Source organism: Dyadobacter luteus (assembly GCF_003383615.1).
Taxonomy (GTDB): domain Bacteria; phylum Bacteroidota; class Bacteroidia; order Cytophagales; family Spirosomataceae; genus Dyadobacter; species Dyadobacter luteus.
Genome location: NZ_QNUL01000039.1, coordinates 12,702 through 36,677 on the forward strand (window position 1 = coordinate 12,702; position 23,976 = coordinate 36,677).

Genomic DNA, 23,976 nt, shown 5'->3' on the forward strand with positions numbered 1-23,976 from the left:
TTAATAAAGATCCCCGTTCTGATTAAAACGGGGACTTAGGAACACTCGTAACTAGGATACTACATTTTAACGACCACTTTGTGTGTACTTAGTGTTCCATTTGCAAGGGTAACTGTAACAAGGTACGTTCCCGCTGGCCATTGTTCTACGTTTAGGCCATCGGATATAGTTGGGCCATATGTGTGCATTATCAGGCGTCCATACCTATCGATTACTGAAAGTTGTTCTATCTGCTCAGTTGCGACACCCTTTCCATTAGCATCTTTAAAATACAACCGTTCGGAAACCGGATTGGGGTAAACCACGAGCTGTAACCCTGACAGATTGAAAGAGACGCTCAGCACACGGCTATAGCTATACGTGCCATCACGATCGACCATTTTCAGCCGGTAATAGTTGATACCTGCCACAGGAGAAGCATCTACGAACGAGTAGGCATTCGTTTCTTCTCCACGGTTCACCGCGAGCTGCTGGCCAAGAAGCTGCCAGCTTTTCGCATCCGTGCTATGCTCAACCTCGAAGCGGTCTGTATTGGTTTCTTCAGTTGTGTTCCATGTTAGCAGAGCCGTTGTCGCTTCTTTGACTATTTTGAAAACAGCAAGTATAACAGGTAGCGAACGCTGGTTCGTTTTTGTGAAATACGAGCTGGATGCAGCATTAGAACCAGGGATAGATACATCGGAAAGGTCCTGTAACGAAGAGCCGGGAACAGGGGATGCAGCTGTATTTGTTGTCAGCGAAGCAGCAAGTCCTGCCTTTTCGGTTCCGCCTGACCATGCGGCGCCCTGATACTGTGTTACGAAATGGGGGGAGGATGAACTGAAAGGCGATGTATCATTAGCTGTGTAGTGCTGAAAAGCAACTGCCGCATTCGCAGGCTCATCCGCGTACAGATGCCAGCTACGGTCGATCCCACCATGAAGCAAACCTTCATTGGAGCTACTGGCACCATAGTCCTGCACACTGGCGTGATAGGTTCCGCTGCCAGTTACCTTCGCCGGTGTATAACTCCCGGCCACTATACCGATAGGGAAAACAAAGCCAGCCGACGCATCCTGTTTGACCATGTGGCTCAGGATATTATTGTTGGTAATTACCATGCGTTCGGGACGAAAGCCGCTAAGAGTGGCATCGCTGTCGAAAATCAGGTTTCCTTCCACATTCCTTCCAAGCGTAATATTAGCATTGTCCACTGCTAGCTGCAAGTCCCGCCCGATGTATATGCTGCTGTTGTCTGTTACAGGTGTAAAACCTAGCCAGTTGATAATATCTTGCGGTACACTTAGCTCTGCGAGCACCATGCCCAATCCGTTATGGTGCCTGATATTTACATCTATAGCATTCATGCTTCCATTGCCATCCACATAAGTCGGGCTTGATGTCCCTCCGGCAGCGGACGGGTTATAGAATCTGATCATTCCTATGCCGCTGATGACTGCGGCAGGGTCAATGATGACATTTTTACTGTAAATTTCCCAAGTTCCGTTGATCTGATAGGTTCCCGGGCCAATGTAAATTGTTTCGCTAACGTCTGCATGTGTTCCGCCGGCTTGTACATTCAAGGTCATAAGGCCACCATAGACCGATTCCGAACCGGGCGCCTGAGCGAGGCTTTTTACGGTACATAACGTTGTCAAACCAAAAACATAATGCAGCAAACATACGTATCTCCCAATCCACTTTATGGTTTTCATCTTCGGGTGTAATAATGTGAGAAAATTAGGACCGCTATTTGGAAATGTTTCCGCTTATCCTTTGCGATAAGCCCTGCCGTTCGCGCAGCTGCTCGACTTGCCTGATTAAATCCTGAATTGAGGATGTTGCCTCCGACCAGTTCTTCACTTCGTCTTTTAATGCTCCTATTTCTTTGGTTTGCTGTTCTATGATTGCCTGTTGCTCCTGAATCGCCTTGACTAACACCGGTACGAGCTCTGTATATCTGATCCCCATATACTCATTGCTATTCTTGTCATACTCCGTTTTGTCCACCACTTCCGGCACCACTTCAAGTACATCTTGGGCAATTAATCCCAGCGATGTATAGCTATTGCCTTTGTAGTTGTAGACAGATGGTTTAAGTGCCATTACCGATTTTAGACCATACGGTATCGGAAGTATATTCGATTTGGCTCGTCTGTCCGAGGTCGCAGACCACGATGTAGCGCCATTAGACAACTGTGCACCGGTACCCGGGCTTGCGTTACCGGATGTAACTGTCAAAAACCTCACCCCACCAGAAAATCTCCCCGCAAGTTGGTTGGACGAGGTCGTATTACACCCACTACCCATGGCCAACGAGTTGTGGTGCTCGGCGAAAACATTGTTGCCACTACCAAAAGCGAGGCTATTATTACCATTGACAGTATTTCCATTCCCAAATGCAGCTGACCGAAGTCCGTGCTGTCCAATTGTATTCTCGAATCCCCAAACAGCGGAGTTAACTGCGGAAGAATTAATGCTATTTGAGTTTCCCCATCCGCCTGAACTATTACCGTTGATCGTATTTCCGTTACCCCAAACCGCGCCGTACTGACTACTCAGAGAATTACCTGTTCCCCAGGCTGCAGCGGATCCGGAAGCGTTGTAGACTGTGTTTTTAAAACCCCAAACCGCCGAGTTTGTCGCATCTGATTGTATTGTGTTTTCATTTCCCCATCCCGCGGACCGATTACCATTTACCGTATTGAGATAGCCCCATATCCCTCCGTGCTCACTTGCTATTGTGTTTGTGCTTCCCCATGCTGCTGATGATCCTGCCGCATTGGTAACGGTGTTCTGATACCCCCAAGCTGCTGAGTTTGATGCGTCAGAAAATATTCTGTTGCCATTACCCCAAATTGCTGACTGGGTCCCCCATAAACTGTTTTCATAACCCCAAACGGCACTCCTGTGGGCATTCTCATAAGTGTTATTGGACCTTCCCCACACACCGGTCGTTGCAGATCTTACTGTATTTTCTCCACCCCACACACCGGAACGGTATGCACCGGAGGTCAACTGGTTTTTATAACCGGATACGAAAGAATTCTGTGCATTGGTGACATTACCATTGCCGACGGTAAGACTAAAACGACCAGTAGCGCTACCGTTGCCGATGTTGACACTTCCCAAATGATAGATGTGATCTGTCACCGACTCGGATTCTGTCCCCGTCGCTTTGTTCCACCAGGGCTCTACTTTGACTGGCTTAGTCACATAGGAACTACCATTCCATGTCCAGGTCTGCCCATTCTCGGTTACATACAGTGCGCATGTGTTTCTTGGGTCATTTGGTGAAAATATTCCGCCAGAATTATTGGGATTATCAAATGCATCTGTGTCATCATCACCATCACCAACCAATACAACACCGCAAAAATCGGTTGTTGAGCACAAACTGTTCCACTGTGCATTATTGTAGGTAAACACGCAACCTTCTGTAATGTTGTAAACGACAAGCCCTTCGGTCGGGGATGAAATGGCATTCATCTGGGAAGTGCTCATCCGTGGCAGAAGCAACCCTCGAGAGTTACTTTCTAATTCGAGAATGGCATTGGGCGAGGGGGCCGGGCTTGAGCCGACGACAGAGCCGTCTTTAATTTTAGTTTGAGCGTAAAGTGCTGTGCTCAGCAAAGATGCTCCTAGCAATGTAAGGACACTTTTTTTCATAGCATTTAATTTGAGTATGGATAATTTTTATTAGTTCAGTTGATAGTAGAACAACAGCAGGAGGGGTATTTTCTAAAATAATAAAGCCCCGCTGCAATCCTGCAGACAGGGCTTTTTATCTTATCTGTTAACGATCACTTTGTGTGTGCTTAGTGTTCCGTCAGTCAGCGAGATGGCAACCACGTACATTCCTGTCGGCAGTTGTCTCACATCAAGTCCGTCGGATGAAACAGGGCCAGTCGAGTTGATCACAATAACTCCCTGTGCATTGGCTACCGATAGCCTCGCCACATTATCAGCTGCCAAAGTCCTGCCGCTGGCATCCTTAAGAAAAAACCTTTCCGAGACGGGGTTGGGGTAAACTACGAGCTGTAACCCCGACACGATGAAAGAGGCGCTCTGCACACGGCTATAGCTATACGTGCCGTCACGATCGATCATTTTCAGCCGGTAATAGTTGACGCCTGCCATAGGAGAAGTGTCTACGAACGAGTAGGCATTTGTTTCTTTTCCACGGTTCACCGCGAGCTGCTGGCCAAGAAGCTGCCAGCTTTTCGCATCCGTGCTACGCTCGATACCGAAACGGTCTGCATTGGTTTCTTCCGTTGTACTCCAAGCCAGAAGAGCAGCTTGTGCTTCTTTGCTTACTTTAAAAACAGCCAGTGTAACGGGCAGCGAACTCTGGTTTGTTTTTGTGAAATACGAGCTGGCTGAAGCATCAGAACCCGGGATAGCTACGCCGGAAAGGTCTTGTAACGAAGAGCCCGGAACGGGGGATGCAGCTGTATTTGTTGTCAGCGAAGCAGCAAGTCCTGCCTTCTCTGTTCCGCCTGACCATGCGGCTCCCTGGTACTGCGTTACGAAATGGGGATTGGATGAGCTGAAAGGCGATGTATCATTGGCTGTATAGTGCTGAAAAGCAACTGTTGCATTCTCAGGCTCATCTGCGTACAGGTGCCAGCTACGGTCGATCCCACCATGAAGCAAACCTTCATTGGAGGTGCTGGCACTATAATCCTGCACACTGGCGTGGTAATTCCCGCTGCCAGTCACCTGAGCAGGGGTATAATTGCCGTCCGATATTCCGATAGGGAAGACAAAGCCCGAAGACGCATTTTGTTTCACCATATGGCTTTGGATGCTGTTGTTGGTAATCACCATCCTGAAGGGTCTGTAATTGCTAATCGTGGCGTCGCTGTCAAAGACAAAGTCACCCGTCACTCCCGCAGTCGCATCCAGCCATACATCGGCACCATCCCGGTTAAGATTGAAGTCCTTGCCGATCTTAAACGTGCTCACCGCAGTATTGTCCGACCAGCCCGCTGAGGCAAGACTTGACGGCAGTGCCACATTCTTGATTTCCATGCCCGATGCGTTGTCATGTACGATATTGACATCGACAAACAGATTGTTGTTACCGTCGATCACAGTAGGGCCACTGGTGCCACCTTCGTCTTCGGGGTTATGGAAGATGATCTGCCCTGTGCCGCCGATTTTGGCAGCCGGACTGATCCAGACGTATTTGCTATAGACATGCCAGATTCCGTCTACGGTAATATCTGCATCAGGGCCGATGTAGAGCGTCTCTGCAAGCGATGTCCGTGTACCTCCAATGTACCGAGTGCTGTTTTCTGTATTACTACTCCCCGGCGACTGCGCCAACGAAGTTGCACTCAGAAGCATCAGTATCCATAAACGGAGTGTTGATTTGATGATTCTATACATATGAAAAGCTTGAATTTAAGTTTGGTAAGCCAATGTGTTATTTCCTACTCTGGATAAGATTTTCCAGCTTTTCAATTCTCGCTTTCAATTCGGCATTTTCTTTTGCCAGCGCCTGGATCGCGATCAAATTAATGCCATCGAAATCGGCCTGGTTGATGCTGTCGTCTACACCGATGGTACCGAGCTCATCTTTACCAAAGGCCTCATAGAAATCCTCAGCCATAGGCCCGTAGTGACGATGCTTGGCCTTGTCCTGACCAATGTAGTTCCAAGAGGTGAGTTGCAGTCCTTCCACTTTCTTGAGAATTTCCTTCTGATCTACAGGAAGGAAATTCTCCTTCACAGTTTTACTCGAAAGGGTTGACCATGCGTTGTCACCTGTACCAAGTTTTACGCCGACAGCTGTAGCCGCAGAGCTAAGACTGGTAAGAAACTGATATCCTCCGGAAAACCGTGCTCTAAACTGATAATTTTCTGTACTGGAAACATTTGAGCCCATCACTAATGAAAATGGGTGATAAGCATTGGTTGAGTTCCCCATAGAGATTGCATCGTTTGCGTCTGTTCCGGTTAGTGCTTCGTTACCGAAAGCCAGTGAACGATTTCCCCTTGCAATAGATCCGCTACCGAATGCAGTTGCAGTCACCCCGAAGGCTTTTGATTCGTAGCCAAAAGCGGTACCCCAATTACCACTCGCGAGGCTTCCTCCTCCAAAGGCGGTAGAGCTTTCTCCGCTGGCGGTAGTATTATACCCAAAAGCAGTTGCTCTTAGTCCACTTGCGGTTGTATTTCCTCCAAACGCAGTAGAGGTAATTCCACTCGCCAACGTTTCGCCACCAAATGCTGTACTTTTTTCTGCCCTGGCTACGTTCTTCCATCCAAAAGCGGTAGCAGACATATCACGTGCTTCAGTTAACCAGCCAAATGCCGTCGAGGAAGGCCCACTCGCTGTCGTCTCATTACCGAAAGCAGTTGATCTGAAATTACTCGCTGTAGTTGAAAATCCGAAAGCAGTAGCATTATCTCCGGAAGCGGTCGATTGCTTTCCAAAAGCTGTGGAATTATCGCCAGTTGCCTTAGTACCTGCTCCAAACGCTTGAGCATCTGTTGCATTAAGCCCGGTGATTGATCCATAACCTATGGCTATCCCACGGGTTCCTCTTGCTTCGGTCTGATAACCCATGGCCAGCGAGTTATCGCCTTTTGCCTGGGTAGCATTTCCAAATGCAGTGCTTCTGTCACCCGTTGCGGAAGTCTCGGATCCGAATGCACTTGAGTTAATTCCCGAGGCCACATTTTTACCACCTGCTGTGAAAGCATTTATTCCAGAAGCGGTATTGCGGTTACCAAAAGCAACGCTTCGCAGTCCACTAGCAACGGTACTATCACCGAAGGCAGCAGAGTTCTCTGCAGATGCTGTAACATTAAAACCAACACCTATGGAATTTCTCCCAACGTTACCTTTTTGTTCTCTTCCTGCGCGTATCGCACCTTCAGCATCCAGTGTTGCATTTCCGTAGCTGGCATCCTTGCCCACGGCTACGTTGGCCATCTGGTAAATGTTTTGGGTGTTGGTCGTCGCAGCCTGATTGTTGGCCTGGTTGTACCAGGGTTCCACGTAGGAGCCAGACGAAGATTGATTTTTCGTTGCTACCCAGCCGGCGCCATCCCAATAATATACACCTATTCCGCCTGTGATGATAGGATAGGCCGTCGTTGCGGTTATAGATGCGTTTGTATTATAGACGGTATAGCCGCCAGTGGGGGAGGCTGTGCCATTAAGCCCCCAGGTGGTAGTGGCAGAGAGCGATACACGTGGCAAAAGCAGTGCGCGGTTATTACTTTCAAGGTCAAGTAGGGCACCCGCCGCAGGCGCGTTGCCCGATGGGATGGTTCCGTCCTTAATTTTGTCTTGTGCAGCTACAGAGCCAGCCAGAAGCATTGCTGCAAGCGTAATTTGGATACTTGTTTTCATTTGGACTTGTTTGTTTAGATAAGTGTATGGTTTAAAAGACTATGAGTGTCAATAGATGTAGAAAAGACAAGAGGACTTTTTATAATCTTCTTTCACGCGAGCACTGATCCAAGCTCGACAATGTTATCAACATTTAGTTTTCGGTAGATAATGGATTTAAACGTACTGACGGTAGACATTTGTAATCCCAGTTTTTGGGAGATGGCTGTCGTGCTGGCTCCGTTAGCTAGAAGCAGTGCCACTTCGTTTTGCCTGGGTGTAAGTTTAGGTCTGAACGTGTTTACAGCCTTAAAACCTTTCTTCTGAAAAAGCAACTTTAAAAGAAGATGTACATCCACATTCTCCAGATAAAACTGTCCGGTAAGAACAGTTTCTATGCAATTGAGTAGAACCTTGATATCACTAATAGCAGGAAGAAATCCCTGCGCTCCATGTTTGAGATAATGAATGCCGTCTTCGAATGTGGCACCCATGTCATATACGATTAGACGACTGTTGCTAAAACTGGCTTTCAGCTCCATAATATGCCTAAACTTATCTGTGTAGATACCAAGATCCGCAAATACCAGGCCATAGCTGGAATTGACCTGTTGTCCTTGATAATGCCCCAGATTCTCAAATTCACTCACGAGTAAATTCTCAATACTTTTTTCAAGAAAAGCTTTTATTCCGAATCTGACAATTGGATCAGGGGCAAGAACGGCTACCTTCAACATATGGGTGAGAGAGCTATAGTTTTTTTGATGATAAGTGATGTGAATGTCTCGAAAACATCAAACGGGAAATCTTTTCGATTCACAGTTCAAAGGTTGTAGTAATTGCGGATTCGATAAAATTTTTACTACCAACTGTATCAATCTTTGCTATGTCTGCAGTATCAATTAGCAAAAATTTGCTAATTTTTATGTCGCTATACTATAGTTGTAGTTACTATAACAGTAACAATTCGTATAATGTCTAGAGATTTTACGATGAACTTCTTATTATGTTGAATTATAGAAATTATTCTACAAGTAGTCGGTACAAGAATACTACCGCCATCATATTCGATGACCACAGGATGTTTGCAGAGTCGCTTGCTTTGCTGGTAGAGCGAATGGATTATTTTGATTCGGTTCATACTTTCAGCGAGGAGAAGGAGCTGTTCCGCTTTTTGCTCAATAATGAAAGTCAGAGAGAAACATTTTTTTTCGTCGATTTCTATCTACTTGACAAACATTGTATACCGCTAATTAATGAAGCCAAGCGCATCAATAAGCGGATTCGGACGGTTATAGTAAGCAGCGTGATGAATGCGGCCACTATAAAGTATATTGACTCTAATAAACCGGACGGCTTTCTGAGTAAACTAGCTGGATTCGACGAAGTTTTGGCTTGTGTAACTGTCTTACGGGACGGTCAACGATATATAAGCCCAGTAATCGAAAAAGTTTTAGAGGATGCTTCAGAACATGCTCCGGTACACTTCAGCAAGAGGGAAGTAGAATTACTTCAATATTTTTACCAGGGGCACTCAATTATGTCTACGGCTGAACGAGTCTCCCTGAGTATGCACACGATTGTAGCCCATCGACGCAGGATGATGGAAAAAGTCAAATGTAAATCGATGGCAGAACTTCTTACATTCTGCAGAAAGAACGGTATCGTTGGTGATTCTGAAACAGCCCGATAAAACTTTGAGCAGGGATTAACCTGATCAAGGTTTAATAATTTTCCGTTCTAGATCAAATTGTAATGCGCTATTTCATAGATTCTATTTGCAAGAAGGTGGTCAGAGATTTGGGCAAACGATTTTTGTTTTCCCTGTTTTTACTCCCTGCGCTACCGGCGAGCTCTCAAATAAGCGAACATCTATACAAGAGTCTTCCGGACTCAATTCGTCCACAAGATCCCCGACATCTGACCACTGGTGAAGTCAAAAGAATCCTTGATAATACTTTTCTTGTTAAAAGTTTGACCAGTAAAGAGATTGCTGAAGTAGATTCAATCTGTCTTCGCTTCGCCTCCAAGTACATAAACATTAAAACTGAGCCTGCCAGAAGGGACTACCTTTTCAGTGTCTGTCAGTACCTTTCACAAGGGATTAACTATCATGCAGGTAGGTACAGCCTGAGAGGAAATGGGAAATTATACCAATACCCGTTTAGTAAATTTGCTATGCAATACAGTGATCTGTTCATAGATCTTTATGGTGAAGGGCTTTATTTTGACGCCGGTAAGCTGACACAGATTTTAAGCAACAAGGCTAATTTTTATGTTCAGTCAGATGCATTCAAAGACGCTTATGACACGCATATATCAGCCTTGGAAGTTGGGAAAAAGTTTGTAAAGTCTTCCGTGCCTGCCAAGTATGTGCAACTGGCTCGCTTTTTCGAATATTTTGACCGCCCTTATCAGACTCTTGCCTATTGTGACAGTGCTTCTAAGACATTAGTCTCTTTAGAAACAGTTCCGCGCAGACCATCACTTGAGGGATTTCTAATTCGGGTGAGGCAAATCGCCAATTTCTCTTTGTATCTTGATAAATATGATGAAAAATTTGCCAACGAGATAAAAGCCTTACACAATTCAGCACTGGCATTGAGGCCACGTCAAGAGCGCTACCTGTCGGTATCCTATACTTTATTAGCCGGTCTGGCTTATTATGATAAACAATACAAAAGATCCCTGGCATACCTAGATTCAGCTGAAACTACTTTCCCGCAAACTGAGCTTCTGGACGTTTGGGAAATGAACCTAGTGTACAAAGGGCTTAGCCTAAGACATCTGAAAAGATTCCAAGAAAGTAATGACGTATTCAGTAAGCTGGATTTGGATGACATTAAGAAGCCGGTAGTGGCTGAAGTGTTAAACACGCTGTATGAGGAGGAATTAGCATCTGGTAATTTCCAAAGAGCCCTGCAACACAGAGAGAGATTATTTAAATTACACGAAAAAAAACATAAAATGGATCTTGAAGGCAAAGCCCTGGAAATGGAGCAACTCTTCAAGATAAGACAGAAAGAACAGGAAATTTCTCAGCTGAATGTTTTACAGAATCGGAATAAGACAATCTTCGGATTCGCAGTTCTGATAGTTGCGTTGGTAATTATAAATTTCATATCAATCTACAGACGCTCTGTATTTAAGACACAGAGTCTTGTTAAACAGTTAGAGACTACCACACAATTGCAGGTAATGCACCTTGAATTGGCTCGTCAAGAAGAAAGAAAGCTACTTGGCCAAGATCTGCACAACGGTTTCTCATCAGCTTTGGCAGGAGTGAAACATCAGTTGGACTTAGCCATTATGGATGCTGCTAGCAAGAATGAGCAGGAATTGTTAAACCGTATATCCCATCAGGTGAGTGATATTTACGAAATGTCAAGATCTACCAGTCACAATTGGTATCATGGATTCGGACATAATTCTGAAAAGTCTTTTGCAGTACAGATTCAGAATCTGGCAGACAGTGCGCTACCTGATACGAGTTACAATAAAAGCATCCTAGTGGAAGATAACGAATTATCCGGAATGAATCTACAGCTGCGCATCGATTTGTTGCGGATTACCCAGGAATTACTGACCAATATTGTTAAGCATGCAAAGGCTAGGAGTGTCACTATTTTAGTCTGTAAAGATCTTGATTTTTTAATCTTGAATATAATCGATGATGGAGTAGGCTTTAACTTAGAAAAAGCCCAGTCAGCCAGTAAAGGAATTGGATTACGTTCTTTGCGCGAAAAACTTCAAAAATTGAATGGTGTCATGCAGGTAGCGACTACTAAGAAAGGAACGGACATTCTCATTAAAATTCCATTTGCAGATTAAGCGAAAACCTAGCCCGACGAATGTCGTAATCTATGTAAGTGCCACGCAGCTTCTAATGATTTGTGCTTGAATCTGCTCTTAGAAACATTTTTGCTCTCAGCTTGCAGACCTTAGAGGCATCCTGAGATGAATTACAAGAATATCTGCAGATTGTGCGTCACCAGTTTTCAATAGGTGAAGGTGCCTGGCTTATCAACTGCATCTTTGTTGATTGCCGACTAGTGTTACAGTTTTACGGATACGGGTCTGTAGTTTTTATAGTTGATCGTAGAGATGTTCGGCGTATTTTGATTGTTTGTCGCTTTATTTCTTAAATAAGCTTGTAAGTAACTGAAAGCAAGAAGGTCAATCTCCAGACGATCTATTTTATTAAACGGACACGAAAATAGCCTAAGCTCGAAATAACAGGGGCCTTATGGGGTGAGGGGACAGAAGGTGCGGTCTGAGACGCGTGAAAAATGCTGCAAAAAAAATCTCTTCGTTTTTTTGAAATTTTATCATTTTTTTAAATTTGTGCCCAAAATTTAAGGCTAAACCTCGAATAGAGGCAGCCAAACCATTTTTTAATAAATTAAACTTAATAAATTTTGTTTATTAGATCATGTCAGTTTTTTATCCAATTATCAAAAAGTACAATGTACATTTTTACGGTTTGTTAGTGTTGTTTTTGTCCGGACTGCTAACCACCACCCACTTATCCGCCCAAAATCCCAACAAGTCCGGCCCGAAATCCTCCTTCAAATCCAGTCTTGTTAATGTGGAGGCTACTGCCAGTGAAACGTTTCGGTACAACACTGTGCTGCTCAACGGAACCCCCGAAGCAAAAATTTACGAATTGCAGGCTCAGCTTCCCGACGGATGGGCGGTTACATTCAGGACTATGGGAAGCCAGGTTACCTCTGTGAATGTCGAAGCCGGAAAATCCCAGGAGGTCACTGTGGAATTAAACGCGCGTCCAGATTCAAAACCGTCCAAATATAATATATTGGTAACGGCTACATCGGCAAGTGATAATTTGAAACTTGACCTGCAAGCCGTACTGAAAGGCGCCTACGGTATAGAGCTCACTACCCCAACAGGGCGGTTAAGCGACGAGCTTACAGAGGACAGTATGAAAGAAATTCATCTGATCGTCAGAAATACCGCAACGCTTCCGCTGGAGAACGTGGAACTATCTGCACAGGCCCCGTCGCACTGGGAGGTAAGTTTTGAGCCTTCTAAGATCGACCGGCTCGATCCGTTTAAAACAGTTGACGTGAAGGCAAACGTGAAAGTGCCGGATAAAACTATTGCTGGCGATTATGTCACAACTTTCACAGCTAAAAATACCAGTGCCGCGGCTAACGCAACTTTTAGAATAACTATAAAAACGTCGGTACTTTCAGGCTGGATCGGTATTCTGGTGATACTGGTGGCGATCGGTCTTGTATATTATTTAATTCGTAAATACGGAAGACGATAAGTAGTATGGAGAAGCCTATCATTGAATTGAGGGGTTTGACAAAATGCTATGGTGCTCTGAAAGCTGTTGACGACCTGAATCTGACTATTAGAAAGGGTGAAATTTTCGGCTTGCTGGGACCCAATGGAGCCGGTAAAACCACGACCATTCTGATGATGCTGGGGCTTACTGAGCCTACGGCAGGCACAGCAATGGTTTGCGGCTACAATGCCACCACCAACCCCATTGCTGTAAAGAAAAAAGTCGGTTATATGCCCGACAGCGTCGGTTTTTATGATAGCATGACAGCTCTGGAAAACCTGGCTTACATTGGCAGACTCAATGGCATCCCGGAATCTGAAATCAAAGACCGGGCCTTTGAAATGATGAAAATCATCGGTCTGGCCGATGCTGTCGATAAAAAGACATCCGCTTTTTCCAGGGGGATGAAACAAAGGCTGGGCTTGGCCGATGTACTGATCAAGCAACCCGATGTGATTATTCTGGACGAGCCCACCCTCGGTATTGATCCTAGTGGTGTGAAAGAATTTCTTGCGCTCATTCATCAATTAAGCCGGCAGCATGGACTTACCGTGCTGCTCTCGTCGCACCATCTGCATCAGGTACAGCAGGTTTGCGACCGAGTCGGGATATTTGTAGGAGGTAAAATGCTTGTGGAAGGCAGTGTCGATAAGCTTTCGCGCAATCTTTTTACGAATGAAAACTACGTGGTCAGCATCACTTTAAGAGAAGCGCCTCCGGCCCGATGGGAAGCAGAGGATGCTCTGCGGCAGCTGGGCAATGTGCAACAAATAACGGTGACCGACCGAGTGGTGGAAATTTCCTGCCTTAGAGATATTACGCCTGATCTTGTGCGGTTCTTTGTACATAAAGGTCTGGATGTGATGGGAGTCCATAAAAAAGAATATGGGCTTGATGATATTTATGAAAAATATTTTGAGAACAACTTAGCAGAAAATAATACTCATGAAAAACCTGGCCGTACTTTCCAAAGGTCTTTCTTTAAAAAATAAAGATTACAATATCGCTTCCGGGAACCATGTGTCTCCGTCAGGCCCGTTCAGGGTCATGATTGGAAAAGAAATAGCGGACCACATACGGAGTTGGCGATTTATCGTTTTGCTGTTGTTGATCGGACTTACTTTTTTTGGTGCTATGCACATATCGCTGAGCAATATCAAAACGGCCGTCTCCAACATCCAGGACCCCGACCGCCTGTTTTTATACTTGAAACTTCTCACCACAACGGATGGTACTTTACCGCCTTTCCATGTACTACTGAGCTTTCTGGGGCCACTGCTGGGTATCAGTCTGGGATTCGACACGATCAATTCTGAGCAAAACGCAGGTACGCTCACGCGGCTGATGGCTCAACCGGTTTACAGGGATAATTTGATATTATCGAAATTCGTAAGCGCTATGATCATTGTGAGCTGCCTGTTTGTATCGCTTGCACTGCTCATGATCGGTGCGGGGCTGCTAATCACCGGGGTCGACATTGCACCGCAAGAAGTACTGCGTATTTTCAGCTTCATTTTTTTAAGTATCGTTTACGTAGGCTTTTGGCTTAGTTTATCCATTCTGCTTTCTATCCGTTTCAAACAGACGGCCACCTCCGCACTTACTGCTATTGGTCTTTGGCTTTTCCTAACCGTGTTTTACAAACTGCTCGTTAATCTTGTGATCAAAGCAATGATCCCCGACCCCGCATTCCTTTCCCAGGAGCAGGTTTTCGCTTACAATGGATTGATGGGCAGTATACTGCGTCTGGAACCCAGCCAGCTCTATACCGATGCCACGACCACACTGCTGATGCCGTCCGTCCGCAGCTTAGGTCCTTTGACAGTGGAGCAAATGGCCTTGGCCATTCCGTCTCCACTCCCTTTCAAAGAAAGCCTGATGATCATTTGGCCTCAGTTGAGCGGCTTGCTGGCAGCCACTGTTTTTTGTTTTGCGCTCTCTTACTATCTTTTCATGCGCAGGGAGATCAGGTGCTGATCACAGCTTATTCTCGTGTTTGTTTACGCATCAAGTTATTTTCAAAGTAATATGATAGATAAGATCCCGTAATTACATCCCATGGGCAGAAACATTTGATAAAGTCCGAAAACTATTTTATGGTCAGTTCAGGTAAATGGATCACAAGTTCCACTGCGTTGATCTGTTATGGATTTTTTATTTTGCAGGCTCTGTAACGTTAACGGTCAGACTACATTCGATCCAGAGTTTGTATGATTCTTTGGAGCGTCTCAGTGTCGATTTAGACACAGCGCCCTGAAAACAACAGGGTGAGCCTGACTGAGTTTTTAACAACCTGGTAAAATAGGTATGGTTGTCAAAACCCAGCGAAACGTAGATTTATGAAATGTTCTGGTTTGACTATTCGAGAAGATTCTTTACTTCTGTTATCAGGTAACCGTTTATGAGGTCAAGGGTGGTTTTTTTCTGTCTCGTGTTTGAGTAAATCAATGTGGGCAATGCAAAGGTGTGGTCAATTTTTCTACAATGAAATTCTCTTGGTAAGACCTGAGTTTCGCTTTTTTTTGCCTTCACAGTAGGACACAAAAATGTTTTTAAATCTAGTCAAGATAATGCCTGTCAGTTCAGCCGGATTGATAAATTACCTCTTATGGTAGCGTTGGGCGCCATTAAGCATCGCCTTCAAACGGCTTACTATGATTATCTGCCAGAACATGCGATTGTGGTATAGGTTGAAAAGAAAAGACACAGATCAGGCCGTTGATTGTCCCCAGTCCCTATTGCGCCGGGGCGGGCACAACTTAGCTGGTCTGTGGGAGCAGACAGCCGTAGTCCTTTGCACCATCGCAATACGTCAGAGTGTAGTATTACCTCTCAACCCATACCAGTTGTACCTTTAACGTTGGGTAGTTTTTTTCGATTTGCAACTACCGAAATCGGTTAATCTGCTAAGATGAGTTTACTGACTTTTGGATTATGGACATACAATACAATCCGTGTAACAGCTACTTAAAAGGATTTATCTCAAGGTAACAGTTAATCAAATTGGTTCTTGGGGAAGAAAATCTTTGGGCGAGCAGTTGAAAATTTTTGCAATGTGGTTTAGGTGATATAAATTGTATTTTGCCCTATACTTGGGACTTTCAATCTGTCCTATATAGCCTGCAGAGACACCCATTCGCTCCGCAAGAGCTTCTTGTGAAATACTGTTAGCTTCCCTTAACTGCCGGACCTTTTCTATAACATAGAGGTCGACTTTCTTTGTTGTTTCCGCATCATCCATAGAAATCGCAAGTTCGGGGCGAAAAAAAGTAAGTATACTTATACATGTATAAGTATTTATCTGTATATTTGTGGCGGTAGGATCGGTTACACAGGAAATTGATTCTACCAACGCGATACTTCTCAAAGAAATTTGAAGCATTCGCTTAGTGTCTGACATTAGAGAACTGGTAATTTTTGCAACAAGACAATAGTCAGAATAGCTCAAGACGTATTCGTGGGTTTGCTTGCAACTGCATGGTATACCAGTACCTCTAATGAAATAAGCCAAGTTCCACGTCTTTTATAGGCTCCCCTACCACCGCACATCAGGGAACTGACTTAGAGTTAATTTTTGTCTTACGCTTCTGTACCTACGGAAGCACAAACTGATTAACGCGTATGATTGCCATTATTACCCTTGTAATTTGTCCGCCGGACTAATCCTAATTCGTATACATAATCTGACCGTCAATTGACGGTTACTGCATTGTCGTTTTCACCTTTTGAAAACGAGCAGAATTCCTATTGTTTACACTCCAATACTAGTTGCAATGAACTCACGTTTTTGCTCCCCAGGCAAACTATTACCTTACCTATTTTATCTTTTACTGTCTTATGTGCTGATGATGTGCTGGCGGCCGGTGTCAGCGCAGACGGTGAAGGGGCCTGTCCGCCAGATAGCAATCGGCGATACTGTCCCGGACTTAATTATTAGTAATATCCTGAACTATAAATCGCCCACTGCCAAACTAACTGACTTTAAAGGCAAGCTGTTAATCCTGGACTTCTGGGCTACCTGGTGCCAACCCTGCGTGGCTATGATACCCAGAATGGACTCGCTGGAAAAGCGCTTCGGTGATAAAGTTACGCTTCTTCCGGTCACTTACCAGACCGAAAAAGAGGTATCATTATTCCGAGCAAAATATAATGCCCGGAAAGGTGCCCGTATACAAGGACCGGAAGTAGTGGCTGACAGCAAGCTCAGTAAATTATTTGAGCATTCGGGTGTACCACATTATGTCTGGATTGATTCTGATGGTGTGCTGCGTGCTGTCACGGGTAAAGAAGAGATCACCGCAGAGCGGCTTGAGGCGTTTCTTTCCGGAAATGCTAGACAAATGGCTATTAAAAAAGATGTGAAGGATTTGGCTTACAATGGGCTGACAACACCATTACATAAATTATTACAGCCTGATGCAAATCCTGCTTTTAAAAATGTCCGTTACCGCGCGCTTCACTCTGGCTATGTGGAGGGTTTACCCGGTCTTACTGTTCTTAAACAGCCAGGTGACAGTATTGATCACTGGCGCGTGACATTCACTAACATCACTCCATTCCATTTGTTCTCAATGGCCTACGGAGAGGGTAAGCGTTTTATCGCGCCACATTCTGTTGATCTTCAGACCAGGGACAGTCTGAAGTTTATCAATGGACTGAAGGGAGCTGCAGTCCGGGAATGGATACCTAAGAACACGATGTGTTACGAGCTTATTATACCTGCTGAAAAGGCTTCTGGCGGTTTTAAAATGTTCCGCGATGACTTAAAGCAACTGTTTCCTGAATACGAAGCGTTGATTGAAACCCGCACAATGCCGGTACTCGCACTCGTGCGAACCTCTGAGCTCGAAAAATTCAAATCAAAATCTGACCGCTTTTCTGAGAAGTATGAAAACTTCACTTACAGTTTACGTCACGGTAAGCTATCAGTCTTTGCGATGGGACTTGAAAACAGTTATATGAGGTCTTCAAAGCTACCGATCGTAGATCAAACCGGCTACGTTGGACGTGCTGATCTTGATTTAGATCTGGACTTCAACGATCTGGCCTCCGTTCGAAAGGCCCTCTCTGCATATGATCTGGCTCTCGAGCGAAAATTAACCGAAACCCAGGTTCTTGTGATCAGAGACCGTAAGCCTCTCAGCGTTATTCCCACTCACTAACACGTTTTAACACTCCTATAACTATGAGAATAATTTTAATCTTCCTTTTTGTGGGATTTGCCCAGGCAGCCAGCGCGCAGTTGCTGCTGCAAGGGCGGGTAGTCTCACTGCCCGACAGTAGTGCGCTGGCCGGAGCAGTTATTAAGGTGAAGGGAATGAATCAGGGGGCCACCACCGATGAATCAGGACGTTTCACATTAAGTGTGGACCAGGCAATGCCAAGTCTTCAAATCTCTTACATTGGCTTTGAGTCTTTAGAGCTGTCCTTACAAATGCCTGTTTCTTCGCCGGTGACGATTGGACTTCGGCCTGATGCGAACCAGTTAGGGGAAGTGGTGATCTCTACCGGATTTGAAAAGATACCCAAGGAAAGGGCAACAGGTTCTTTCGCCACAGTAGACAATGCGCTCTTAAACCGAAGGGTGAGCACAGACATTGGAAGTAGGCTGGATGATGTGGCAGCTGGCCTGATAAACAACCGCGGGAAAGGCAGCGCACAGGGCCTTCTGATCAGAGGGCAAAGTACGATTAATTCGAGTACGCGTCCACTGATCATCATCGACAACTTTCCATATGAAGGGGACCTGAACAGTATCAATCCAAACGACATAGAAAATGTAACTGTTCTGAAGGATGCAGCGGCCGCATCCATCTGGGGTTCCAGGGCTGGAAATGGTGTAATTGTTCTTACAACCAAAAAGGGTAGCGCATCAAAATCTCCGCAGATCACTATTAACAGCAACGTGACTATTGCTGCAAGACCTGATATGTTTTACCAGCCGCGGATGAGCACGGCAGATTATATTGACAATGAGCGCTTTTTGTTTGAAAGTGGAAGGTACAATTCTGCCGAGAGAAATGCTGCAAAGTATCCTTTTACACCGGTCGTAGAGCTACTGATGGCACAGCGCGATAAACTGATCACGCAAGAGCAAGCGCAGGCCGAAATTGATCTTTTGAAAAGCCGTGACATCAGAAACGAGTATGGAAAGTATATGTATCAGCGTAGTGTCAGCCAGCAGTATTCTGTGTCGGTAAACGGGGGAGGGGATACCCACCGCTATTTTGTGTCCGCGGGATTTGACAAAAACCGCCCCAGTGAGGTTTCCAATACCTATCAGCGCTTTACGGTTAATGCAAACAATTCATTTCATATCTCACCTAAGTTGGAGGTTTCAGCTGGGTTATATTTTAGTGAGTCCAAAAACAGAAATGGTAATCCTGGCCCGCTTGTATATACCAATCCTCTGACAGGCTCGCTGGTAACACAGATGTATCCTTACGCGAGCCTTGCCGCAGAAAATGGTGATCCCCTTGCCGTAATAAAGGATTACCGTCTTTCCTTCTTACAACAGGCCCAGACAGCAGGGCTTTTAGACTGGCACTACAGACCACTGGCGGAAATGGCGACTGCAGATAACACTACCCGCTTAACTGACTACAGGATTAATCTGACTGCTGATTACAAACTTTTTAGCGGATTGTCTTTATCCATGCTTTATCAGTACGGTAAAGGCATTAGCTCCACGATGAATCATTTCAGCGAGCACAGCTATACAGCCCGCACCCTGGTGAATCAGTTGTCGTCGGTAGACAGCAATGGAGTCGTCAAACAGAACCTGGCGCCAGGCGGGATTCTCGACCGAAACGAGAATGCATACACATCTCATAACCTGCGGGGACAACTTCATTATTCGCACAATTTTGGTAGTTCGGGTGAGCTAGTAGCCATTGCAGGGGCGGAGCTTAGGGACTATTCCACCCAAGGCGGTACAAGCCGCTACTATGGCTACAATGATAGTTACGCTTCTGCAAGACCGGTTGATTACATCACTGCTTATCGCTCTTACGTAAATCCGGCTTCAACCATGCGCGTGCCGTATATGGACAGCAGGTCCGGATCCTCGGACCGCTATCTTTCGTATTTTGTGAACGGTTCGTATACACTAAAAGGGAAGTATATTCTTTCAGCCAGTGGACGTATGGATCAGAGCAATCTGTTTGGCGTAGAAACCAATGACAAAAGGGTTCCGCTTTACTCAGCCGGCGTGGCGTGGAGACTTTCTCAGGAGCGCTTCTTTCAGCTGGGATGGCTGTCGTCTTTGAAGCTCAGATCCACTTTTGGATACAGCGGCAACAGCAATAAAAATGTCTCTGCATTTACTACGGCATTTTTTGAGGGAACCGACTATTATACCCGCGAGCCATACGCAATCATTACCAATCCGCCCAATGAAAGACTTCGCTGGGAAAAGGTGCAAACGCTGAATCTGGGGCTTGATTTTGAAACCCGGGGCCGGCGGCTCACAGGTAGCATCGAGTACTACTTCAAAAAGGGTATTGATCTGATTGGAAGCATGCCGTATCCTGGAAGCTCAGGTGTAAAAACCTTTACCGGTAACTATGCATCCACTGCCGGTAGGGGTCTGGATATGACGTTGACAGCGAAGATTTTTGATAAGAGCTTTAAATGGCAGAGCGATCTGCTTTTAAGTCACACGACCGACAAGGTGACCCGGTACGAAGTCAGAGCACTCGCTACAGCCTATTTGGGAAATGCAGATGGTACCTCTGTCTATCCCTTGCAAGGAAGACCTCTTTACGCGTTGTATAGTCTGGAGTGGGCAGGGCTTGATCCTTCTACAGGAGATCCGCAAGGTTATCTGAATGGTGAAGTAAGCAAAGATTACCTCGCGATTTTAAGAACGGATCCCGATAAGCTGCATTACCATGGTCCTGCCAGACCAACGACATTCGGGGCATTTAGAAATACATTCTCATATAAATCGTTTGGACTGTCGTTCAATTTGAGCTATCGGCTCGGACACTATTTTCGACAGAGATCTGTCTCCTACACGGATGTGAATAACAGTGTGGTCACGCATAGTGATTACGGGCTGCGGTGGCAAAAAGCCGGCGACGAGCTACTGGGCAGTGTCCCTTCCAGACCATCAGCCGTCGACGCAAACAGGGATGGTTTCTATGCTTATTCGCAGATTTTGGTCCAAAAGGCAGACAATATCCGTCTGCAGGATATCACTTTGAGCTACGATTTAACACGTAATGCATCTGCAAATCTGCCTTTCCGAAATGCACGGCTTTACGTTTATGCAAACAATATTGCCAAGATATGGAAAGCCTACAAAGGCAGTCTGGATCCTGATTATGCCCAGGCCATGTACGCTCCTGCAAAAAGTATCAGTGTTGGAATCAAAGTTGACCTTTAAGGAAATTACCAATGAAAAAAAGACCTATTTACATAATTTTGATTCTGGCTCTGAGCATTTTGGGGTTTGGCTGCCAGGACGATTTTCTGGAAGAGAAGCCCAGAAAATCACTCTTGGTCCCTCAGACGCTGGCTGATTATCAGGCGCTTTTGGGCAATGGCTTTCAGCTAATGAACACCTCGCCCTATCACACTGTGCTATCAGACGGTGATTTTACTTTGACTGACGCTTTTCTGGCCAATCAGAATCAGCTGAACCGCAGCACATATTTGTGGAGTTCAGATGAACAACGCACCTTTCCTGGATGGGACACACCTTATAAGCAAATTTTCACTGCAAATGTAGTGCTCGATGGGCTGATGAAAATGGATGAAGCTACCATGCAAACTGCAACCTACGATCAGCTGAAAGGCGGAGCCCTGTTTTACAGATCTCTGGCCTTCTACAATTTAGCACAGCAGTTTTCCACGGCCTATGATCCTAAGGGCGCTAATAACGGCCCTGGCATTGTGTTGCCTTTGAGAGCGGATATAAATCAGACGCTGCCAAGAGCCAGCATCAGACAGACCTATGATCAGATCATAGGGGACCTTAAGCTCGCCTCAGAGCTTTTAGAAAATGAACCGGTTTATCTTTCCAGACCTAGTAAAGCAGCTGCGTTCGCACTGCTTTCCAGGGTGTATCTAGCCATGCAAGATTACCCTGAGTCGCTTTCTTATGCCGAGCTGTGCTTGAAGCTCAAAAGTGAATTGCTAGATTACAATACCCTATCCACCACTGCTAATGCACCTTTCCCGCTCCCTTTCAGCGTGCCGAATCCGGAAATCCTTTATTTTTCTGAGATGCCAACATCACTTTTGGGAAATCCGGCGGTGCGTGTTGATTCGGACTTGTTTGATCAATATCAAAAGGGCGATTTAAGAAAGGTACTTTATTTTTCAGGTAGTCAGAACTTTAAAGGAAGCTATACAGGAACACTTTATCCATTTTCAGGAATCAGTGTAGATGAAGTCTATTTGAACAAAGCCGAGTGTTTGGCAAGGCTACAACAGATGGGTCCTGCTATGGATGTGCTTAACAAATTACTGCAGAAAAGGTGGAGAATGGGAGATTTTAAAGCCGTATCTGCTGCAACTGAGCAGCAGGCTGTCAGCCTTATTTTGGCTGAGAGAAGAAAGCAGCTAATTGGCAGAGGACTCCGCTGGACGGATTTGAAACGGCTCAATCAAGATCCTGAGTATGCTGTAACACTATCACGCACTATTGCAGGTGAGAAGATCACACTTTTACCGAATGCTTCGCAGTATCAATTCAAGATCCCGCAAGACCAGATTTCATTCGGAACAGTTGAGCAGAATCCTTAACATAGCAGGGGAAGAGGTAATTTCGTACCGCTGGAGACAGCGGTACGAAAAGCACTTAGATCAGCGTGGCATCCCCTGACTGCGAGGCGATAACCGCACCATTCTCATCGCGTGTCTGAGAACATTCATTGTCTGGATTCGCATCACAACGTAAGGTTTGTCCTGATGGAACAGGTTGCCAGTTTTCAGGCTGGCCTTCGGCTGCAGCATTATAGAAAACAGTGTTCACAGCAGAGCTTGAATTGTTTGCTACTGCAAGACCGCCGCCCAACATCAGGGCTGCTAAAAACAGATAATTCACTTTTAACGTTTTCATAAGAATGAAATTTAAGTGTTTAAAAATAGGAATAATTACTTGTAGCCTACTCTGTTTTCAGGTTTTCAGCATATACTTCCCTGGCGTATCGAGGGCAAACATCTGGTCTGTGCCTGACACGTCTAAGTTTTTCTATCATGATCTGTCAACCGGTAGACTCAGAGCGTCATTCAGGTTAGCAGCAAGAATAGCTATTGACAAAAAGAAAAGGTTGAAGACCAGGTGTGAGCCGAAGCTCATCGATTTGAGCACACCACCACAGCTGCATGGTACCCGGTCAAAAAAACCAATGACAACCAAACCTATATACACTGTGAAAGCAAGCATCAACAATGAAGACATATATAACCCAAGGCTGCGGGAGCTGCCAAAAATCATAAGACCAACAGCTAACAGTTCACTAGCGGGGATTAACCAGACCAGGTAAGCGACGGTCCATTTGGGAATATTCTGGTTCGCAAGTTGACTATGAAAGGTATCAAGATCCATAAGCTTGGAGAGTGCCGTGTAAAGAAAGAGCACTGTCAGTAGAAAGGTGATTGCTTTGACCAGGTTACGAGTATGCATCACATTGTTGTTTTTGTGTTTGGTAATGTTTTGCCTTGTGCGGTGGGCTAACTTTCTGACATAAAGCTAGATGTTGGAAATTTGGCCGCGTGTCCTAAACAGGAGCGTCAATTAAATTTCTTTTGCTAACAGCAACCAAATTTTTCAAAGATTTGCTTTAATCTTGCTAAGCCTGCTGCGGGATATGTCTAGGTAGCTGGCGATATCCTTGTGAAGGAGACGATGAGATGGGAATAGCCGGGTGAATTCCAGGTAAGCTTCGCCTATGGGTAATGAGCATAGGAAAGCGCGCTGCTCGGAAAGGTTCCTGTCATTGAGAAGAATCCTGCTTGCCAGTTTTGCCGTTTCAGCAAAGCGGTCGTACAAGAATATAATGCTCGCGTAGCTCATGGTACTGACTGTGCTGTTTTCCAGAAGTACGATGCGATCTGCTCTGATGTGTGCTGCACGGTCATATGACAGTAGCATCAATTCGCCCTGTTTCCAAAAGCGGGTAATATGTTCTTTTCCGTATTGATCATCATAACAGCCTTTGGCCAGTCCTTTTTCAAGGAGCCATATAGAAGCGATTGTATTAGACTGAGTAAGTGTATCAGTTTTTCTGACTGCTTTTGTGACAATAACTTCAGCCAGCGACTTTTTGAATTCGTCTGATAGCGGGTAGATCGCCTCCAGGTATTTAATTAGTTGGGTTTTCAT

At 45.3% G+C, this 23,976-nt stretch carries 17 protein-coding genes; 8 read left to right on the forward strand and 9 right to left on the reverse strand.

All coding sequences use genetic code 11. From position 1 onward, the window contains the following. Positions 1-59: 59 nt before the first annotated feature. The 5 genes from DSL64_RS26855 to DSL64_RS26875 form a co-directional block, all read right to left on the reverse strand. A complete protein-coding gene (locus DSL64_RS26855; RefSeq protein ID WP_115834053.1) occupies positions 60-1,694 on the reverse strand; it encodes a T9SS type A sorting domain-containing protein in 1,635 nt (544 codons plus the stop codon). A 34-nt stretch (positions 1,695-1,728) separates the two neighbouring features. Continuing rightward, positions 1,729-3,648, reverse strand: coding sequence for a phage tail-like protein (locus DSL64_RS26860; RefSeq protein WP_115834054.1), 1,920 nt, complete (start codon positions 3,646-3,648; stop codon positions 1,729-1,731). A gap of 120 nt (positions 3,649-3,768) precedes the next feature. Next, the gene (locus DSL64_RS26865; RefSeq protein WP_115834055.1) at positions 3,769-5,373 is read right to left on the reverse strand and encodes a T9SS type A sorting domain-containing protein; all 1,605 of its coding nucleotides are present in this window, start codon (positions 5,371-5,373) and stop codon (positions 3,769-3,771) included. Between the two features lie 37 nt (positions 5,374-5,410). Beyond that, entirely contained in the window at positions 5,411-7,348 is a 1,938-nt protein-coding gene (locus tag DSL64_RS26870) for a phage tail-like protein (protein WP_115834056.1), read from the reverse strand. Between the two features lie 92 nt (positions 7,349-7,440). Continuing rightward, on the reverse strand, positions 7,441-8,064 hold the full coding sequence (locus DSL64_RS26875; RefSeq protein ID WP_115834057.1) for a response regulator transcription factor: 624 nt from the start codon (positions 8,062-8,064) through the stop codon (positions 7,441-7,443). Positions 8,065-8,333: 269 nt separating this feature from the next. On the opposite strand from DSL64_RS26875, the gene DSL64_RS26880 reads away from it, so the two are divergent. The 5 genes from DSL64_RS26880 to DSL64_RS26900 all read left to right on the forward strand — a co-directional run bounded on the left by DSL64_RS26880 (position 8,334) and on the right by DSL64_RS26900 (position 14,618). Then, the gene (locus tag DSL64_RS26880; RefSeq protein WP_115834058.1) at positions 8,334-9,020 is read left to right on the forward strand and encodes a response regulator transcription factor; all 687 of its coding nucleotides are present in this window, start codon (positions 8,334-8,336) and stop codon (positions 9,018-9,020) included. Positions 9,021-9,082: 62 nt separating this feature from the next. Next, positions 9,083-11,158: a sensor histidine kinase gene (locus tag DSL64_RS26885; RefSeq protein ID WP_115834059.1), complete on the forward strand. Its 2,076-nt coding sequence runs from the start codon at positions 9,083-9,085 to the stop codon at positions 11,156-11,158. A gap of 601 nt (positions 11,159-11,759) precedes the next feature. Further along, the gene (locus DSL64_RS26890; RefSeq protein WP_115834060.1) at positions 11,760-12,620 is read left to right on the forward strand and encodes a COG1470 family protein; all 861 of its coding nucleotides are present in this window, start codon (positions 11,760-11,762) and stop codon (positions 12,618-12,620) included. A gap of 5 nt (positions 12,621-12,625) precedes the next feature. Beyond that, on the forward strand, positions 12,626-13,633 hold the full coding sequence (locus DSL64_RS26895; RefSeq protein WP_115834061.1) for an ABC transporter ATP-binding protein: 1,008 nt from the start codon (positions 12,626-12,628) through the stop codon (positions 13,631-13,633). Next, entirely contained in the window at positions 13,587-14,618 is a 1,032-nt protein-coding gene (locus DSL64_RS26900) for an ABC transporter permease (protein ID WP_115834062.1), read from the forward strand. The genes DSL64_RS26895 and DSL64_RS26900 overlap by 47 nt, the downstream gene beginning before the upstream one ends. A gap of 1,021 nt (positions 14,619-15,639) precedes the next feature. Here DSL64_RS26900 and DSL64_RS29375 read toward each other — a convergent pair. Next, a complete protein-coding gene (locus tag DSL64_RS29375) occupies positions 15,640-16,023 on the reverse strand; it encodes a helix-turn-helix domain-containing protein (protein WP_229217243.1) in 384 nt (127 codons plus the stop codon). 391 nt (positions 16,024-16,414) lie between these two features. Here DSL64_RS29375 and DSL64_RS26910 point away from each other — a divergent pair, with 391 nt between their 5' ends. Genes DSL64_RS26910 through DSL64_RS26920 form a run of 3 tightly spaced genes read left to right on the forward strand, consistent with a single transcriptional unit; the run spans position 16,415 to position 22,394 of the window. Continuing rightward, entirely contained in the window at positions 16,415-17,803 is a 1,389-nt protein-coding gene (locus DSL64_RS26910; RefSeq protein WP_115834063.1) for a TlpA family protein disulfide reductase, read from the forward strand. Between the two features lie 23 nt (positions 17,804-17,826). Further along, entirely contained in the window at positions 17,827-21,030 is a 3,204-nt protein-coding gene (locus DSL64_RS26915) for a SusC/RagA family TonB-linked outer membrane protein (RefSeq protein WP_115834064.1), read from the forward strand. Between the two features lie 11 nt (positions 21,031-21,041). Beyond that, positions 21,042-22,394, forward strand: coding sequence for a RagB/SusD family nutrient uptake outer membrane protein (locus DSL64_RS26920; protein WP_115834065.1), 1,353 nt, complete (start codon positions 21,042-21,044; stop codon positions 22,392-22,394). 55 nt (positions 22,395-22,449) lie between these two features. Here the strand turns inward: DSL64_RS26920 and DSL64_RS26925 are convergent, their stop codons facing one another. The 3 genes from DSL64_RS26925 to DSL64_RS26935 all read right to left on the reverse strand — a co-directional run bounded on the left by DSL64_RS26925 (position 22,450) and on the right by DSL64_RS26935 (position 23,976). Further along, complete coding sequence (locus DSL64_RS26925) at positions 22,450-22,710, reverse strand: hypothetical protein (protein WP_115834066.1); 261 nt, start codon at positions 22,708-22,710, stop codon at positions 22,450-22,452. Between the two features lie 135 nt (positions 22,711-22,845). Beyond that, the gene (locus tag DSL64_RS26930) at positions 22,846-23,277 is read right to left on the reverse strand and encodes a MauE/DoxX family redox-associated membrane protein (RefSeq protein ID WP_115834067.1); all 432 of its coding nucleotides are present in this window, start codon (positions 23,275-23,277) and stop codon (positions 22,846-22,848) included. 144 nt (positions 23,278-23,421) lie between these two features. Beyond that, a complete protein-coding gene (locus DSL64_RS26935; protein ID WP_115834068.1) occupies positions 23,422-23,976 on the reverse strand; it encodes a Crp/Fnr family transcriptional regulator in 555 nt (184 codons plus the stop codon).